Source organism: Streptomyces sp. NBC_00457, from assembly GCF_036014015.1.
Lineage (GTDB): Bacteria > Actinomycetota > Actinomycetes > Streptomycetales > Streptomycetaceae > Streptomyces.
This window is the reverse complement of sequence record NZ_CP107905.1, coordinates 78,445-94,140: the sequence shown is the minus strand read 5'-3', so window position 1 is coordinate 94,140 and position 15,696 is coordinate 78,445. Positions and strand designations below refer to the sequence as shown.

The following is a 15,696-nucleotide window of genomic DNA, read 5'->3' as shown; positions in this document are numbered from 1 at the left end:
AGCTGTTGTGCACGGCCCCGCAGAACTTCCCAACCTCACGTGCGATCTAGCGGGCACCGAGACGACGAAGAGGCCCCACCATGACCCAAGTAGGAACCTCGCGGGAGAACATCGCCGCTCAAGCCAACTCAGGTCCCACTGACGCCGGGCCGCACGAGGACGGCGGCGCGCTCGAGGCAAGAGGGCTGACGACCCTGGGGGAGCGGCAACTCGGCGTCACGCACTGGCTCCTCACGGCCGCGGAAGACCGCGCCCGCGCACGTGCGGAGTGGAAGGAGCAGGGGATCGCGCTCCTCACCTGCGGCGCCACCCTCTCCGCCGTACGCATCCCAGCCCACCTCGTGTGGGGCGCCGCGCGGACGGAGGAACTGGAGAAGGTGGACGCCTTCCTCCGCCGGTTCTTCGACGGCGGAGCGATGTTCATGGACATCCATGCCCACCACTACTACGCACTGGTGCCCGTGACCTCCGAATGGCGTTGGACCAACCGGAAGGCCCCCGGGGTGGAACGCCTCAGAGGCCGGACCTACTACCTCGGCGTCCCGCACATCGCCCTCACGGAGCCGAAGGGGCGCTCTTACTGGTCCCTTCCGATGGACACCGCCGGGGACCTCTGTTACCTGGACGAGGTGGAGAGCCTGGTCATCACCGGCCTGGCGGCTCGCGGTGAGGGAGTCGGTCGGTGACTGTTGAGGCCTTAGCGCCCTCACATTCCCCGCAGCTCGACGCGCAGACGATCCGCGCGGCGTACACCGGCGTTCTGGGGACGCCAGACCTCCCGACCGGGCAGCAGCTCGACGAGACGTGCGAGCAGATCACCGGGCACGTCGGACTGCTGGTCCCCAAGGTCACGGCGATCACGGCGCGGATGCGTTCGAGCATGCGGGTGGTGGCGGTTCACTGCCTGGTCCGCGCCCACCAGGCGCTCGCGATGGATCCGGGCGCCGGGAAACGCGAGCGCTACGTGTACGAGGTCGCCACGTGTGCTCGCGCGCTGCTGACGCTCCTCGAGCATCCGGGCCCGCTCGGCGAACCGACCGGCGCCGACGAGATCGAGCAGGTTGTCCGCCGGAAGATCTGCGGCGGCTGCTCCGGGTCGATAGAGGACGGCGAGGGCTTCGAAGAGGCGGTGTTCGCGTCGGAGGCGAGCGGAGGTACCCGCGGCTACCGGCACACCGACAGTTGCCCCGCCGTTGCCACCGAACGGCGCGGACTGCTCGCCATCGTCAAGGCGCCCGCCGAACACCCGGCGGGAGGTGCGTCCCCATGACGCAGCAATGGGTCATCGGTGACTGCTGGCTCGGCTGCGAGTGCACGGACCTGCCGGTGATCTGGCTCGGGCCGGTCACCTGGGACGGGCAACACGCACCGTTCAACGCGTGCCGCGACTGCCTGGACCGGCTGATGCGGCAAGCGCTCGCCTACTTCCTCGATCACCGCCCTGCCGACGCCGCGTCGTTGGCGGGATAGGACTCGCGGCCGGCCTCCCCTGCCGGTTGTGAGCCCCCTGGAGGCTCCACCCGCATCGTGCCTCCGGGGGTGTGGCCTCGGCTCGTCCGCGTCGCCCCCGTGGCGGATGAGCCGGGGCCACCACGGGGGATGGCGGGCACGCGCGGTTCTACGGGTGCGCGCCGCGCCGCGTCCCCAAGGCCCAAGCGCTCGCCCTCGAACTAAGCGGCCCTCTCCCGTCCCTTCGCCCCGAGGGGCGGGAGACCCGCGCGAGGCCCCACAAGCCCCCGGCCGGGGCGCCTCGTAGCTCCGCCCGCCCCGGCCGGGTTTGAAGATCCACTGTGACCGAGGAGGAGACCCATGCAGACCGAGCGAGACCACTTCACCGACCCACCCCCGCGCCGCCTGGGGGCGCTGGGCATCATCCGTAATCCCGCCGGTGCGGTACTTATGACCGAGAAGGCGAAAGCCGACCTCAGGGGCGAGGAGCGCACGCCCTGGTTCCACCCGGGCGGCTGTGTGGAGGAGAACGAGGCCATCCGCGACGGCCTCGTTCGCAACGTCCGCACCAAGCTGGGCATCAACCTCCAGCCCGGCCGCCTGCTGGGCGTGCACCACATGCCCGACGAGCAGCACGAGACGCATCTGTCGAAGGAGGGGGTGAACTTCCTCTTCGACTGCGGGGTCCTCGACGTAGACGCGCCGTTCATGTTCGGCGGCGGCAGCATCAAGGGCGTGCGGTGGATGCTCCCGGATGAGCTGGAGGAGCACCTGACACCGTTCACGGCGGCGCGTACGCACGCGGCGCTGCGGGCGCTGGCCGGCGGCGACGTAGAAGTGCTCACCGGGCATCCCGTGTAGCGCTGGCTTGCCGGTGCTGATGACCCCTGCCGCGTTCGCCGCGGCGGGGTGCTCCCCGCACCAACACCCCCGACAGCCTGTGCCTCGCCGCCCAAGGCCCAAGCGCTCGCCTTGGGCAGAACAGACACCCGGCGCGGGGAGAGCGGTTCCGACTGCTTCCCCACGGCAGGTCACTCACCTCGCACCGGGCCCTGTGCACTCGACCCACTACCCCAACTACCTCTCTGGACAGGACTTCAGTGACCCCGACCCGCTTCACCGTTCTTGACGACACCCGCGGCCACCCTGACCTGGCCGATCAGATCTCCGCGATTCTTCACCGGGTGGCGCCAACGGTGAAGGAGATAACCGACCTCCCTCTCCCCTCGGAGGGGGTCCGTTTCCGTCTGCTGACGCCGAAGGCGTGGCGGGAGGAGTACCGGCAGAACCTGCACCGCGTCCTCGCCCGCGACATCGCCGACCTGGACCTGTCGCCGAAACAGATCGATGCCGCCCGCACCGGGCTCAAGATCACGGGTTTCGTCCCGGCTCTGGTCTGGCCCATGGTGCTCGCCAGTACCCAGAAGGCCGCCGACGGCCAGTGCGGACGGTCATCGCCCCGAGGGCCCTGCATCACGGCGGCGCACTGGCCGACGAGCGCGTGCTCCTTCAGGTCGTCGCGCATGAACTGGTCCACCACCTCCAGGACGAAGCCCGCAGCGGCACGGTCTGGAAGAGCTTCTTCCCGCAGCAGCGGGAGATCCTTGCACCGCCGCGCAGTGTCTCAACTGTCCTGGAGGGGCACGCCACTTGGGTCGACCGGCAAGTCACCACGCGGCTTTTCGGCACGCCGGCCGATCACCGGCAAGCACGGAAGTCCTGGCGCTACCGCCTGCACAGCTCGTTCCCCGGCATCGGCCGCCTCGGCCCCAGCCGTGAAGGCTACGAGCAGGGGGCCCAGCTCATCGGCCACGCCATGGCGGCGCACGGCGTCGGCTTCGTCAACCGGATCTGGAAGGACCTGTCGCTCCTGCCCACAGCAGACGAGATCGCCGACCCCGAGGCATGGACCCTCCGCATCCATCCCCAGCCGTGACGAAGGGAAGACGACATGCACGAGCTCGTTGCGACACCGTTCGGAGAGCGGCGCCTCATCCTGCGACCGGGTAGTACCAAAGCCGTGCAGCTCCCGTATGCCAAGTTCGATGAGCTGCTCGCCCTGGCGTCGGTGCCCAGTACCGTGCCCCGGTGGCTTGTTGACGCCGTACGCGCGCAGTGGCAGATGGACTTGGCGGGCCGAAGGCTCGGCGAGGTCGTCCTGATGCGGGAGGCGTGCCTGTTCGAGTTCAGCCGGGCGACGTGGGAGATCAACCTGGGCTGTGACCTCGACTGCGTGATGTGCTACCTCGGCAGGAAGCGTTTCGAGGGCCTGGACATGGAGGGCAAGCGGAAGCTGCTGGCCGTCATGCGGGACGCGGGCGTGATCTGGCTCCAGATCACCGGCGGGGAACCGCTCATCGACCCGGACTTCCCCGAGTCGTATCGACTCGCGTACGAGCTGGGTATGCAGCTGGAGGTCCTGTCGAACGGTTCCCGGCTGCACAAGGACCACGTCCTGAACCTGTTGTGCACGTATCCGCCGGCCAAGCTGACGCTGAGCGTGTACGGCGCGACGGCCACGACCTATGACGCGGTGACACGCAGGCGCGGCGCATTCGGCCGCTTCCGGGCCGGCTTGCACAAGGCCGTCGACGCTGGTCTGAACATCGACCTGAGCCTGATCATCGTGCAGGGCAACGTGCACGAGCTCGACACGATGAGGGCCTGGGCGAAGCAGCTCGGCGTGCCGTATCGCGAGTACGCGAACATCTCGCCGACGATCCACGGAACCGCGGAGCCGCTGCCGTCGCAGTCACCCCAGTACCTCACCAACCGGGCCCCGTTCACCGGATGCCCGGCAGGCGTGACGTTCTTCCATGCCGACCCGTTCGGGCGGGCCTCGATCTGCAAGGTCGGCCGCGAACCGAACATCGACCTGATCGCCGAAGGCGTGGAGGGTCTGACCCGGCTCGGCGAGATAGCCGAGTCCCTGATGCTTCGCACCGGAGGATGCAGCGGCTGCACGCTGTCCGGCACGTGCCGGGTGTGCAGGCCGATGGCGAAGGTCTTCCAGGAGGCGAAGGCACCACTGAAGCACTACTGCCAACACGGAACGAGGTAGAGATGACCGCCGTCATGATCGAACTGATACGCAGGCCGGAGCCCGTCGTCGAGGACCCCGACGCGATCGTTCTCGTCGAGGACGTTGAAGCGCTGACCGTAGGCACCGTCCCGGGCTGCGGCGAAGACAACCCGTACAACTGACCCACTGTGTCGGGGCCGTGCTCACGCACGGCCCCGACCAGACCTCTTGGAGGATTGATGCCCACCCCGCGTCTGACCGAGCTACCGGACGCCGTGCTGCGGCTGATCGAAAAGGCCAGCGGTCCCATTGCCGGCGTCGAGACCGTGAGCACGGGTCGCAACAGCGCCATCGCCGCTCGCGTGCGCACGGCGGATCGCACGCTGTTCGTCAAAGGTCTCCCGCTCGATCACCCGTGGGTCTGGACGCAGAAGCGGGAAGCGGACGTCGGCCCGTACGTGAGGGACATCGCGCCTGAGCTCCACTGGCATGTGGAAGAGGACGGGTGGAGTGTCCTCGGCTTCGAACACATCGAGGGCGGACACGCCGACTTCACGCCCGGCTCCCCCGACCTGCCGGCGGTCATGGCCACCATGGCGAGGCTGGCCGACGTACCCGCCCCGGACGTCGACCTGAAGACCATGCCGCACCGGCTCAGGACCTACGTCGACGACCCCGCAGATCTGTCCTGGTTCACCGGAAACCGCCTGCTCCACAGCGAGTGGAACCCGCACAACGTCCTCATGACGGACCGCGGAGCCCTGTTCGTCGACTGGGGGTGGGCGTCGACCGGCGCGGCATGGATCGACCCCGCCTTGTGGCTGCTGTGGCTCATCGCCCATGGCCACACCCCCGGCCAGGCCGAGAGTGAGGCCGCCGCGCACTCAGCATGGCAGGACGCCCCGCCTGCCGGCCTTGACGCGCTCGCTCGCGTCCAGCGCCGACTGTGGGACTCGATCGCCGGCGAGAGCACAGACAACTGGGCCAAGCCGATGCAGCACGCGGCACAGGCCTGGGCCGAGCACCGGACCGCCAAGCCCTGACCGCCGTGGTTCATCGACGCGGCCAGCCACTGAGCACCCCCGAGCCCCCGCCCCTGGCGTCCAGAGGCGCGGACTTCCCGGCAAGACGGCCGCGCGGCCGGGGGCGGGCCCTTTTGCCGTCCTGACAGCACCAGGCGGCGAGTGCCACCGTAGGAGCGACCGAGACGAGGAGACCCATGCAGGCCATAGCGTCGGACGATCAGGTCACCCCCTGGGGCGTCAGCCGTATGAAGCCGTTCCCTCCCGCTGAAGTCCTGCCCGCGGCCCGCGCGGTCATCGACCCCGAGACGCAGACCGCCGCGTGGGTGGACCCCGACGGCACTCTGGTGCCGACGCTGGACAAGCACAAGCGGTCGGAGACGTCGAAGGAGACAACGACGAAGACCAGCATGGACGGCAACTCGGACCAGGGCAGCGACCAGCAGGGAGACTCCGACTGATGGCCACGGGTGGGCCGCCCGTCCTCGTCGTCACCCGCCTGGACGACGCAACAGCCGACGAGGTGATCACCGAACTCAACCGGCGCAGCGTGCCCGTGGTACGCCTGGACCCCGGAGACTTCCCCACGACGGTCACCGCGGCAGCAGTGTTCGACAGCAACGGGCCCGGCGGCACCCTGACCACTGAGACGCGCAGTCTCGACCTGGACAGCGTGCGCTCGGTGTACTGGCGGCGGCCCACCCCCTACACCGCCGACCTCGCCATGAGTGAGCAGACCGCCCGCTGGGCCGTGCAGGAGGCCCGCTATGGGCTCGGCGGCATCCTCGCCGCCCTCCCCGGCGCCCACTACCTGAATCACCCCTGGCGCAACCGGGACGCGGAGTACAAGCCGGCGCAGTTGGCGACGGCTGCCCGCTGCGGGCTGACCGTGCCTCCCACCCTGATCACCAACGACCCCGACCAGGCCCGCGCGTTCGCGGCCGAGCACGGGCCGGTCCTGTACAAGCCGCTGCGGGAAACCGACTACGACGACGGTGACGGCCGGGCGCTGACGGTGTGGATCGACGACGTCACCCCCGCCCAGATCGACGACCGGATACGGCACACCGCGCACCTCTTCCAGCAACGTGTGGCCAAGACCGCCGACATCCGCCTCACCGCCGTCGGCGAGCACCTGTTCGCCGTCCGGATCGACGGCTCGCCCGGTGTCGACTGGCGACGCCACTACGACCAGCTCACCTACACCCCCATCACCGTCCCGCCCGAGGTCGCCAAAGGGGTACGCGCTTACCTCGACGCCTTCGGCCTGGTCTTCGGCGCATTCGACTTCGGCCTCGACGCCCATGGCCGGTGGCACTGGTACGAGTGCAACCCCAACGGCCAATGGGCATGGTTCCCCGACCACATCACCGCACCGATCACCGTCGCCCTCGCCGATCAGCTTCAGCACGGAGGCCACACATGACCGACGACCCGGCCCAGCTCCGCCGCACCCTCGCCGCAGCCATCCCTGTCGAAGACTCCGCATGGCGTGATGCTCTCGAAGCGGTCCCACGCGAACTCTTCCTCGACGACACGGTGTTCCGCCCGTCCGGCACCCAGTGGGAGCCCGTACACCGCCATACGACCGGCGACGACGAATGGCTTCGCCTCGTCTACCAAGACACCACGTGGGTCACCCAGATCGACGGCACCGCCGCCGCGGACGCCCCCGGACCGCTGGCCGGCCGCCCCACCTCGTCCAGCACCCTGCCCTCACTGATCGTGCGCATGCTCGACCTCGCGCGCATCCGCGAGGATGACAAGGTGCTGGAGATCGGTACCGGCACCGGCTACTCCACCGCCATCCTCTGTCACCGCGTCGGCGACAAGAACGTGTACTCCATCGAATACGACCCGCACCTTGCCGCTGCCGCAGCCGACCACATCCACGCCGCCGGATACTCCCCGACGCTCATCACCGGCGACGGACTCGCCGGGCACCAGGACGCCGCTGACTACGACGCAATCGTTGCGACCTGCGCCGTCCGGCACATCCCTCCCGCCTGGCTGTACCAGGTACGCGACGGCGGAACCATCACCACCACCATCAGCGGGTGGATGCTCGCCTCCGGCCTCATCCGCCTCACCGTCCACGACGACGGCACCGCCACCGGCCACTTCGCCGGGGACCAGATCGGCTACATGCTCGCCCGCCCCCACGAACGCCCGCCACGCCCCACCTACTACCAGCACCCAGGCAACACCCGCCCCGCCCGCCTGGACCCCGGCCTTCTCGACGACTGGACCGGACAGTTCCTTGCTCAGCTCGCCGCGCCCTCCGCCGAACTCATGACCACCGGCGACGGCGTGATCCTCGTAGACGTCGCCACCGGCTCACAGGCATGGACCGAACCCGCCGGAAACGGGTGGCAGGTGCACCAGCACGGCCCCCTGCACCTGTGGGACGCCGTAGAGGACGCCCTCACCATCTGGCAGGCTGCCGGAGCACCCCCACAGTCCGAGTTCGGTATGACCGTGGGGGCCGACGGCACGCAACGTGTCTGGCTTGGGGAGCCCGACGGACCCGCTTGGTGCCTGCCGGTCTGACCAAACCGTAGGTGCGGAACCGGGCCCAGGCGGGGACGATCGACGAGTATTTCGAGGCCAAGCGACCGCTGCTGTTGCCGCTGCCGGAGGAGCCCGTTCGGGACCGGGTGGGTGTTTACGCCGCTCGTCGACCAGCTACGGCCAGATCGGGGGACGTCTCCCGCGTCCGCAAGTAGCTCAAACATGGGATTGGCCAGCGGTTGTTGCAACTTTGGTCGCGGCCCCCACCCCTGCATCATCCCTTGGTCGGGCGCCGTGCGACCGCCGACCGATATCGGGGCGTGTCAGGCCCTTTTTAGCGTGGGTCGTCGTTATCTAGTGCTGTCAAGTGTCTCTACAGGTCAACGTCTTGGAGAGGCGTAAGGCAAGTTAGGCATGTGGCTCTGCCCACGAGAACTAACAGCACTCGCGAGATGGAGGCGCCGAGCGCACCTGCCGCGACGAGCCCGTCGTGGTCCAGCGCCCCGAACCGGGGCACGAGGCACCGGCCGTCGAAGTCAGCGGACACGGAGTCGATATGTGACGCACGAAATGAAGGGCCCGCGTTGACGAGGCCCTCCATCATGGTGCCGATCGATCAGATGTACCGGTCGTCGGGTGTCGAACTTCGGCCGGGCACTTCCTGGGACACTCGGGTGCGACTACGAGGAGATGCCGGTGGCGGACCTGGAAAGTTTGATAGCGCAAGTCCGGAACCCGGACACGCGGCCGCTCGCAGAGGAAGCATGGCGCTGCTACAACTCCGGCGCCATCCGCGCAAGCATCGCCGCAACCTGGACGGCGGTCACGGCGGACATCATCACCAAACTCATCCAACTCGCCGACAACGGCGATGCCGGGGCAATCGCATTCCGCACCGAAATTATGAGTGCACGGGAAAAGGGCATCACGCCCGACGGCGTGCGCGCGATGCAAAACATCGAAGCCAGCTTGCTGACCCAGGCAGTTGACTTCGAGCTGATCGACTCGATCGGCCAGCGAGAACTCGAACGCATCCGCGAAGACCGCAACCTCTGCGTACACCCGTCACTACGCAGCTTCAGCGAGGTCTACGAGCCTCGCCCCGAAGTCGCCCGCGGACACCTCGCGGTCGCGCTGGCAACGCTGCTGACCCATCCCGCTACCCAGGGCGGGAAGATCTTGGACGCGTTTCTCGACTACACCTGCGACCCCTCGTTCGTACCGGTGGTGTCCCACATCCAGACCAACTTCTTCGACCGCGTACGCAAAGCTGCCCGCAGCAACATCGCCAAGCTCGCCGCGAAGCACGCCCTACGCGAACTCGATCCCAATGGACGTTTGGCGGCCATCGAGTACGCCAACAGGTCCGCCCTCGTGCTGTTCGCGTTCGCGCAACGCGACAGAGAGCTTGTCCGTTCCGCCATAGCTGGACAGCGTGAAAACTTCCAGACACTCGACGGCGAGACACAGCTTCGCGCACTCATCCGCCTCTGTGACCAGGATTTTTTCTGGGAAATGGTGGACGAACCACTCCGTGAGCGGCTTCAAGGTTTGCTGACCAGGAGCATTACTTCTGCCACCTGGGAACCTCTTCGCGCCGACATCGCAGCAAGCCTGGCGGTCGTCAGCAGCAGCTACGCGAGGGAACGAATTCCCGCGCTCGAACAACGCTTTGCTGACCTTCCCGAGCTGCATCGGATGAACGTGGTGGCAACGCGTCCCCACCCGTACTTCGTCCCCGCAGTGCTGAGGTTCATCGAGGTAGCCGGAAGCTGGCGTACCGGGGAGCAAGCTGGTCAACTCCTTGTCCAGCACGGCGTCTTCCTCGGCATCGACGATCTCCGGGCAGCGTTGACGACGTGGGCGGGCAACCACGAGTGCCGCACCGCCGCCCAGATGCCCGACCTTGCCGTGGCGCTCTTCCGTAACACGGCGCATCTGGGCTTGGCGCAGCCCGCGGAGTTTGTCTCCTTCCTCTCTAAGGTTCAGTCCATGGCCGAGGAGGGAGATAGCTTCTACCGGTACCCGGCGCTGGAGGCGGTCTTGCGCGCTGGTGGCCACATTCGGTGACACGCCTCCCGCGGACCTTCCGCGGCCGCGTCCCCAACGGCTTCCGGGACAACATCGAGCTCCGGGATGAACCGGAAGCTACGGCGGGCGTTGGGGCGATCGCCCGGCCTACGCCGCAGAGGGCGCGACAGCACGGCAGTATGGCGGCCATGGATGCGGGAATGGCGGCTGTCGCGGCCTCGGTGGTCACGGGCGTGGTGTCGCTGGCGGCAATCGGGGGCGGGCTGCTGACGTCCCGAATGAACACGAAAGCTATGCGGCAGCAGGCACTCGACCAGTCGGTGGCGGAACACGCTCACTGGCTGCGGGACAGACGGGCCGACGCCTGCCTCCGCTTCCTCCAGCAGGCCACCAAGACCCTCCTGAAGCTCGACGAGGTCGAAACGAGGGTGGACGCCGTCCGGGCGGACAGGGATGCGAGCACCCGCGTGCGCCACGACCTGCACGACAGCACCCGAGATGTGCTGTACCGCGGGATGACCGAGGATATGGCCGCCCTGGACAACACGGTCGCGCACATCCGGCTGATGGTGCCTGCCCTCGTGCCGGCCGCCACCGACTTCCAGAAGACCGTCCAGACGTACGTCCGGGCGATGTACGACGACATGACGCACAGGCTGGTGCCCGAGTCCGTGCCCCAGTACGAGCCCCTCGACATGGAGGGTTGGAACCACTTGAAGGACGAGTCCGGCGACCAGCTCCAGCGCTTCACCGACGCGGCGAACGCCGTTCTTGCCGAACTCCCCCGGCCGGCCGTCCGCCAGCATGACCTGTAGCTGTGGCACCGGGCTCGGCGGGAGCCCTGTACCCGCATCGGTGCCATGTTCCGCAACCGCGTGACCCAACTAGTCATATTAATACGGTCGTTCGAGCCTGACGGTTCACTCGGAATCTGGCATTCCTGTGTGAGATAGGCGACTCCTTCAAAGGGAACTGGCACTCCGTTCCGGACGTACGCCCAGGGGGCGTTGCAGGTAAGAGTGCCGTGATCGCGCGAAGTTGAGGATGCGTGCCCCGTGCAGCCGTCCGTCGCGGCACGCGGTGCCTCGCTCGCCTTGCGGCGAGGGGAAGTTGACGGCCCCACGGATTCCGCACCGTGCGGGTACGCTGCTCTGCAATCAGTCACCCCAGGGGTCCGCGAACACTCGTGCCTCCCGCGGAGTCCACGAAGGATGTGGACCCAACCACCGGACCTACGAAATCCGTAGGTCCCACGGAATGGGGTGATAGATCCCGATGGCCGACAAGAACGAGAAGCCAGAGGGGCACTGCCGCTGCTGCAGCAAGCGGATTCCGCCGCACCGACGGGCGGTCCGCTGGCTGGGGCCGGTCGTCTTCACGGTCTACAAGATCGTGCGGGACTACGGGCCGATGTAACGCGAAGAGCCCCGACCTAATGGTCGGGGCCGCGCTGCAGACGGAGTGCTGAGGGAGGGCCTCACTTGGATGCTTGGCCGGCGTCGGGTGGGGCCTTCCGTATTTCCGAATGCGGTTACCGCCGCGTACGCAAGCCAGAGGCCGCCTTTGTGGCGACGATCACACTCGGGTACGGCGATGCCCCCATCTTGCCTTGCGTTGTTGTGGTTGTGCATCGTGTAGCCACATGTTGATCTGCGTAGTTTGATCTTGCTTATCCGGTAACAGCCCAGGTTGGCACCCCTTTTTTACCCTTTGAGTGACGCACATCACACACTCTAGAGGGTGAGGGAAGGCACACCCGAGCGGTTAACTTTGGGTTGATTTGCCGGATGTTCACCCAGTGAAGTGGGCGGAATCCGTTGCCCCGCAAATGCGCGGGGGCACTGTACCCGCGCCCACTGACAGTCGATGGTCGCCGAGCCGTGGTTTCGTCCAGATGGACGGTGTGCTCACTGACCGTACGCTGCGGCACTGACAGCCTTCCCTGCCCGCGCTGTTGGTCACCCTTCGCGGAACGGCACGAAGTGGACAGGATCTTGGGTCCCTACGGGTGGGAGCCTATTCAACTTTCGTGAGAGCAGGCATGGCGGCAGTTGGCCCCCGGCGGTGGCCGGGCGACGGCGGAGACGAGTTCAGCACGTGGGCACAGACCACCCCACGGGGCGTTGCGCCCGCCCCGGCGGGCGCTCGGGCTGTCCTGGACCGTGTTCCACCGGGGCGAGCAGTCCCCTTGCCCGGACTCGAACTGGGGTCTCCCGCGTATGAATCTGTTCAAAGATCAATCCCAAGGAAGGGTTTGAGATTCACACACTTGGTGTTGCTCTTCCTGACTGAGCTACAAGGGGTTTGGCCCTCCCCCGCCCGGCGGGGATACGCAGGAGATTTGCGAACCGCGCGGGGGAGGGTGTCTAGCCTCGAAGTTTCGTGACGGTCCGCCGACGGAGTCGGTGGGCCGTTTTGTGCCGTGGGCTGAGGCTGTGCAGGCCGAAGACCCGAGTGTCGCCTTGGGATGGCGCCGGATTCCACTGCTCCGGGTGTTGAGGTGCTGTCGAAGGGACGGGGAATCTGCTGGTCAGCCAGGGTCGGGCAGTTGGGTGAGCCGATCGAGGGCTGCGGTGATGTGATCGGTCCAGGGCCAGTGCCGGGCCAGGCGGAGGATTCGCCGACGGCCGGTGGTCACGAGCTGTCCCGCTGCGGTGAACAGGCGGAGCCGTAGTCGGCGGGGCTCCCAGAGTCTGGTTTTGCCGGTCAGGGCGAGCATCGGCATCCAGGCCAGCAGGTCGAGAGCGATCTGCACGATCTCCAGCCATATCCGGTTCTGGGCCGTGCGGTGCAGGGGCAGGTTGCGCAGGCCGGTGGTTCGGGCGGCGCGGATGCGGTCCTCGGCCCGGGCCCGCAGCCGGTGACGGAGCTCGGGCTCGGCGATCGGTCGGCCCGAGGTGTTGGTGGCGAAACAGGTCAGCCGCATGCCGTCCGCATCCGTGAGCCGCAACTGGGCCCCGGGGTGCGGTCGTTCCTTCCTGACGATCAGCCGCATGCCCTTGGGCCAGCCGTCCAGAACGTCGCCGGTGAGTTCAGCGACCCAGGCGCCGTCGCGGATCTCGCCGTCCGTCTCGACGGCCGCCGTCCAGGCCGATGCCGGAACCTTCAGCACCTGCTGGTGGACCTGCTCGGTGATCACCATGCCGACCGAGTAGGACAGCCACCGTCCCCGCTGAGCGAGCCAGGCGACGAAGTCGTGAGTACCGCCCGCGGAGTCGGTGCGGATCAGGGTCCGGCGTCCGCGCCGGTACTTCTTCGGCAGCTGGGCCAGGGCCAGTTGGGCGGCGGTGATGTGGTCGGTGGCCGTGTTCGATCCCGCGTTGCCCGGTCTGAGCAGGGCCGCGACCGGTTCACCCGTGCCGCCGCTTCCGTGGTCGACGAACCCCATCAGCGGGTGGTGGCCGTAGGTTCGCTTCCACGTGGGTGCGGCGTCCTCCTTGTCCGAGTGCGCGATCACCAGCACCCCGTCGAGGTCCACGGTCACCGTCCCGCCCGCATCAGGCGCTTCCCTGTCGGCCAACCGCCAGACGTGCTGGCGGACTTCAGCCCGCGCGGCACGGATGGCCCGCAGGGCTTTCTCTCCGGAGGCTGCGAGGGTGTCGATGAGGCGGGAGACCGTCGGGTCGGAGGCCACCGGCCCGAACACGGCCGGCTCGGCCCGCAGCATGGCGACATCCGCGAGGCAGTCCCCGCCCAGCGCGACCGCCAGGGCCATGTCCAGCAGGATCTTGCCCGGGTCGTGCACCGCCCGAGCCTTCCGCCACGGCGTCAGCACCGCTGATATCGCGGTGTCCAAACCGGCCTTGCGGACGGTCTCGACCAGCAGCACGCCCCGGCCTGCGAGACCACCGCCCGGCCGCCGCCCTCGATGCGGACGTGCGGGTACGACCCGATACGCTTCTTCACCTGGAGAGTGCTTCTTTCCGTGCAGCCAACAGGACCCTAGACAAGTCCCATCGTTGCAGGTCAGGAGCACTCTCCGCTTATTTGATCAAGCCTCGGACGCCCCACTTGGTGAAAGCGTGAGGCTAGACCGACTTGAGCACCAGGCCGCAGGGCGAACCGTCAGGATTGGCCCCGGTGACGTGGCCGTTGTCCGCAGCATGACGGACAAGATCGCCGATATCCTCGACGAACTCGGGGGCGCTCACGCGCGCCCGATGGCCGCCGCGTTCATCGTCAACTCTGTCTCCTCCTACCTGCGGGCAGACGGAACCGAAGCTGTCAAGAACGACATGCGCGCCGCAGCATCCGATGATCGTGTCCCGTGAAGTGGTGTAGCCGAGCCGTGGTCCGGAACGCGCGGTGTCCGCCCCGGGGCGTGCATCCGCTGACCGTGCGTGCTCCCTGAACAAGGGCAGGCCATCGCGCAAGTCTCCCTGGTGAACGGGCAGTTCAACCGGAGGAGCACGCGATGGCCTTGTCCCAGTCTGAGCTCATGCGGCTGCTTGAGTCACTACATCGGGCGGATGGAGTTGAAGCAATCAGGGTGGCGTGCGAGCGCATCCTGCAGGAGCTCATCGAGGCCGAGGCCACCGAGACAATCGGTGCGGCCCCGGGCGAGCACACGGCGACGCGCACCACTTGGCGCAACGGGCACCGTGAGCGTCTGCTGACCACGCAGGCCGGCGACCTGGACCTGAAGATCCCGAAACTGCGGACCGGGTCGTTCTTCCCCTCCCTGCTGGAACGCCGGCGCCGGATCGACCGGGCGCTGTTTGCCGTGGTGATGGAGGCATACGTGCACGGAGTGTCGACTCGCTCGGTCGATGACCTGGTCAAGGCACTCGGCGCGGACTCCGGGATCTCCAAGTCCGAGGTCTCCCGCATCTGCGGCGAACTGGACGAGGAACTGACCGCGTTCAAGGAACGGCCGCTGGATCACACCGTCTTCCCCTACGTATTTCTGGACGCCACGTACTGCAAGGCGAGGGTGAATCACCGGATCGCCTCGCAGGCCGTGGTCATCGCCACCGGGATCTCTGCCACCGGGCACCGCGAGATCCTCGGCCTGATGGTCGGCGACAGTGAGTCGAAGCCGTTCTGGACCAAGTTCCTGCGCTCACTGCGGGCCCGTGGCCTGGAGAACGTCCAGCTGGTCATCTCCGACAGCCACAGCGGGCTGGTGGCCGCGATCCGCACCGTCTTCCTGGGTGCGGCGTGGCAACGCTGCCGGGTTCACTTCGTCCGGGACGTGTTCTCGGTGATCGAGAGGGGCTCCGGGGAGATGGTCGCCGCCACCATCCGCACCGTCTTCGCCCAGACCACCGGCGAGCAGGTCCGCACCCAGCTCAACGTGGTAGCCGACATGCTCGGACGGCAGTTCCCGCAGGTCAAGAAGATGCTGCTGGAGGCGGCGACGGACATCACGGCGTTCGCTGACTTCCCGCCGGCGCACTGGAAGAAGATCTGGTCGACCAACCCGCTGGAACGGCTGAACCGGGAGATCAAACGACGGGCCGATGTCGTCCAGGTCTTCCCCAACCCCGCAGCCCTGGACCGACTCGCCGCTGCGGTCCTGGCCGAACTCCACGACGAGTGGCAGGTCTTCGACCGCCGCTACCTCTCCGAAGCCTCCATGGCCGATCTCCTCACCACGCCGACCCCGCCCGAACCGCAGATCACGTCGCAACCGGAATCGAAACAGCTGCCGTGACTACA

16 protein-coding genes, 1 tRNA gene and 1 pseudogene are annotated in these 15,696 nt (G+C 67.5%); 16 read left to right on the top strand and 2 right to left on the bottom strand.

Annotation, left to right across the window (positions count from 1 at the left end; translation table 11 throughout):
• Positions 1 to 80: 80 nt before the first annotated feature.
• The 14 genes from OG828_RS00500 to OG828_RS00435 all read left to right on the top strand — a co-directional run bounded on the left by OG828_RS00500 (position 81) and on the right by OG828_RS00435 (position 11,451).
• Positions 81 to 686 carry a hypothetical protein gene (locus OG828_RS00500; RefSeq protein WP_328499670.1) on the top strand — a complete coding sequence of 202 codons (606 nt, stop codon included), beginning with the start codon at positions 81 to 83 and terminating at the stop codon, positions 684 to 686.
• Positions 683 to 1,270 carry a DUF6415 family natural product biosynthesis protein gene (locus tag OG828_RS00495; RefSeq protein ID WP_328499669.1) on the top strand — a complete coding sequence of 196 codons (588 nt, stop codon included), beginning with the start codon at positions 683 to 685 and terminating at the stop codon, positions 1,268 to 1,270. Before OG828_RS00500 ends, OG828_RS00495 begins: the two co-directional genes overlap by 4 nt.
• Positions 1,267 to 1,470 carry a hypothetical protein gene (locus tag OG828_RS00490; RefSeq protein WP_328499668.1) on the top strand — a complete coding sequence of 68 codons (204 nt, stop codon included), beginning with the start codon at positions 1,267 to 1,269 and terminating at the stop codon, positions 1,468 to 1,470. Before OG828_RS00495 ends, OG828_RS00490 begins: the two co-directional genes overlap by 4 nt.
• A 339-nt stretch (positions 1,471 to 1,809) precedes the next feature.
• A complete protein-coding gene (locus OG828_RS00485) occupies positions 1,810 to 2,310 on the top strand; it encodes an NUDIX hydrolase (protein WP_328499667.1) in 501 nt (166 codons plus the stop codon).
• 580 nt (positions 2,311 to 2,890) lie between these two features.
• The gene (locus OG828_RS00480) at positions 2,891 to 3,385 is read left to right on the top strand and encodes a zinc-dependent metalloprotease (RefSeq protein WP_328499666.1); all 495 of its coding nucleotides are present in this window, start codon (positions 2,891 to 2,893) and stop codon (positions 3,383 to 3,385) included.
• Between the two features lie 15 nt (positions 3,386 to 3,400).
• Positions 3,401 to 4,510: a radical SAM protein gene (locus OG828_RS00475; RefSeq protein WP_328499665.1), complete on the top strand. Its 1,110-nt coding sequence runs from the start codon at positions 3,401 to 3,403 to the stop codon at positions 4,508 to 4,510.
• A gap of 2 nt (positions 4,511 to 4,512) precedes the next feature.
• Entirely contained in the window at positions 4,513 to 4,653 is a 141-nt protein-coding gene (locus OG828_RS00470; RefSeq protein ID WP_328499664.1) for a hypothetical protein, read from the top strand.
• Positions 4,654 to 4,710: 57 nt separating this feature from the next.
• The gene (locus OG828_RS00465) at positions 4,711 to 5,514 is read left to right on the top strand and encodes an aminoglycoside phosphotransferase (RefSeq protein ID WP_328499663.1); all 804 of its coding nucleotides are present in this window, start codon (positions 4,711 to 4,713) and stop codon (positions 5,512 to 5,514) included.
• A gap of 176 nt (positions 5,515 to 5,690) precedes the next feature.
• Positions 5,691 to 5,954 (top strand): putative ATP-grasp-modified RiPP, encoded by a 264-nt coding sequence (gene tgmA, locus OG828_RS00460; protein ID WP_328499662.1) that lies wholly within the window; start codon positions 5,691 to 5,693, stop codon positions 5,952 to 5,954.
• Entirely contained in the window at positions 5,954 to 6,919 is a 966-nt protein-coding gene (gene tgmB / locus OG828_RS00455; RefSeq protein WP_328499661.1) for an ATP-grasp ribosomal peptide maturase, read from the top strand. The genes tgmA and tgmB overlap by 1 nt, the downstream gene beginning before the upstream one ends.
• The gene (tgmC, locus tag OG828_RS00450; RefSeq protein ID WP_328499660.1) at positions 6,916 to 8,043 is read left to right on the top strand and encodes an ATP-grasp peptide maturase system methyltransferase; all 1,128 of its coding nucleotides are present in this window, start codon (positions 6,916 to 6,918) and stop codon (positions 8,041 to 8,043) included. The genes tgmB and tgmC overlap by 4 nt, the downstream gene beginning before the upstream one ends.
• A gap of 651 nt (positions 8,044 to 8,694) precedes the next feature.
• Complete coding sequence (locus tag OG828_RS00445; RefSeq protein WP_328504770.1) at positions 8,695 to 10,074, top strand: hypothetical protein; 1,380 nt, start codon at positions 8,695 to 8,697, stop codon at positions 10,072 to 10,074.
• Between the two features lie 161 nt (positions 10,075 to 10,235).
• On the top strand, positions 10,236 to 10,850 hold the full coding sequence (locus tag OG828_RS00440; RefSeq protein ID WP_328499659.1) for a hypothetical protein: 615 nt from the start codon (positions 10,236 to 10,238) through the stop codon (positions 10,848 to 10,850).
• Between the two features lie 460 nt (positions 10,851 to 11,310).
• On the top strand, positions 11,311 to 11,451 hold the full coding sequence (locus OG828_RS00435) for a hypothetical protein (RefSeq protein ID WP_328499658.1): 141 nt from the start codon (positions 11,311 to 11,313) through the stop codon (positions 11,449 to 11,451).
• A gap of 767 nt (positions 11,452 to 12,218) precedes the next feature.
• Here the strand turns inward: OG828_RS00435 and OG828_RS00430 are convergent.
• Positions 12,219 to 12,338 (bottom strand) — tRNA-OTHER (locus OG828_RS00430).
• Between the two features lie 227 nt (positions 12,339 to 12,565).
• Positions 12,566 to 13,941: pseudogene (locus OG828_RS00425) on the bottom strand (IS1380 family transposase).
• Between the two features lie 197 nt (positions 13,942 to 14,138).
• Here OG828_RS00425 and OG828_RS00420 point away from each other — a divergent pair.
• Together OG828_RS00420 and OG828_RS00415 are read left to right on the top strand one after the other, a co-directional pair.
• The gene (locus tag OG828_RS00420) at positions 14,139 to 14,306 is read left to right on the top strand and encodes a hypothetical protein (protein ID WP_443062358.1); all 168 of its coding nucleotides are present in this window, start codon (positions 14,139 to 14,141) and stop codon (positions 14,304 to 14,306) included.
• A 143-nt stretch (positions 14,307 to 14,449) separates the two neighbouring features.
• On the top strand, positions 14,450 to 15,691 hold the full coding sequence (locus OG828_RS00415; protein WP_328351705.1) for an IS256 family transposase: 1,242 nt from the start codon (positions 14,450 to 14,452) through the stop codon (positions 15,689 to 15,691).
• The last annotated feature ends 5 nt before the right edge of the window (positions 15,692 to 15,696 follow it).

Coding starts and splice junctions, on each gene's coding strand:
- OG828_RS00415 (WP_328351705.1), top strand. CDS start 14,450: ATGGCCTTGTCCCAGTCTGAGCTCATGCGGCTGCTTGAGTCACTACAT.
- OG828_RS00470 (WP_328499664.1), top strand. CDS start 4,513: ATGACCGCCGTCATGATCGAACTGATACGCAGGCCGGAGCCCGTCGTC.
- tgmB (WP_328499661.1), top strand. CDS start 5,954: ATGGCCACGGGTGGGCCGCCCGTCCTCGTCGTCACCCGCCTGGACGAC.
- tgmC (WP_328499660.1), top strand. CDS start 6,916: ATGACCGACGACCCGGCCCAGCTCCGCCGCACCCTCGCCGCAGCCATC.
- OG828_RS00420 (WP_443062358.1), top strand. CDS start 14,139: ATGACGGACAAGATCGCCGATATCCTCGACGAACTCGGGGGCGCTCAC.
- OG828_RS00435 (WP_328499658.1), top strand. CDS start 11,311: ATGGCCGACAAGAACGAGAAGCCAGAGGGGCACTGCCGCTGCTGCAGC.
- OG828_RS00445 (WP_328504770.1), top strand. CDS start 8,695: ATGCCGGTGGCGGACCTGGAAAGTTTGATAGCGCAAGTCCGGAACCCG.
- OG828_RS00485 (WP_328499667.1), top strand. CDS start 1,810: ATGCAGACCGAGCGAGACCACTTCACCGACCCACCCCCGCGCCGCCTG.
- OG828_RS00490 (WP_328499668.1), top strand. CDS start 1,267: ATGACGCAGCAATGGGTCATCGGTGACTGCTGGCTCGGCTGCGAGTGC.
- OG828_RS00465 (WP_328499663.1), top strand. CDS start 4,711: ATGCCCACCCCGCGTCTGACCGAGCTACCGGACGCCGTGCTGCGGCTG.
- OG828_RS00440 (WP_328499659.1), top strand. CDS start 10,236: ATGGCGGCTGTCGCGGCCTCGGTGGTCACGGGCGTGGTGTCGCTGGCG.
- OG828_RS00500 (WP_328499670.1), top strand. CDS start 81: ATGACCCAAGTAGGAACCTCGCGGGAGAACATCGCCGCTCAAGCCAAC.
- OG828_RS00475 (WP_328499665.1), top strand. CDS start 3,401: ATGCACGAGCTCGTTGCGACACCGTTCGGAGAGCGGCGCCTCATCCTG.
- tgmA (WP_328499662.1), top strand. CDS start 5,691: ATGCAGGCCATAGCGTCGGACGATCAGGTCACCCCCTGGGGCGTCAGC.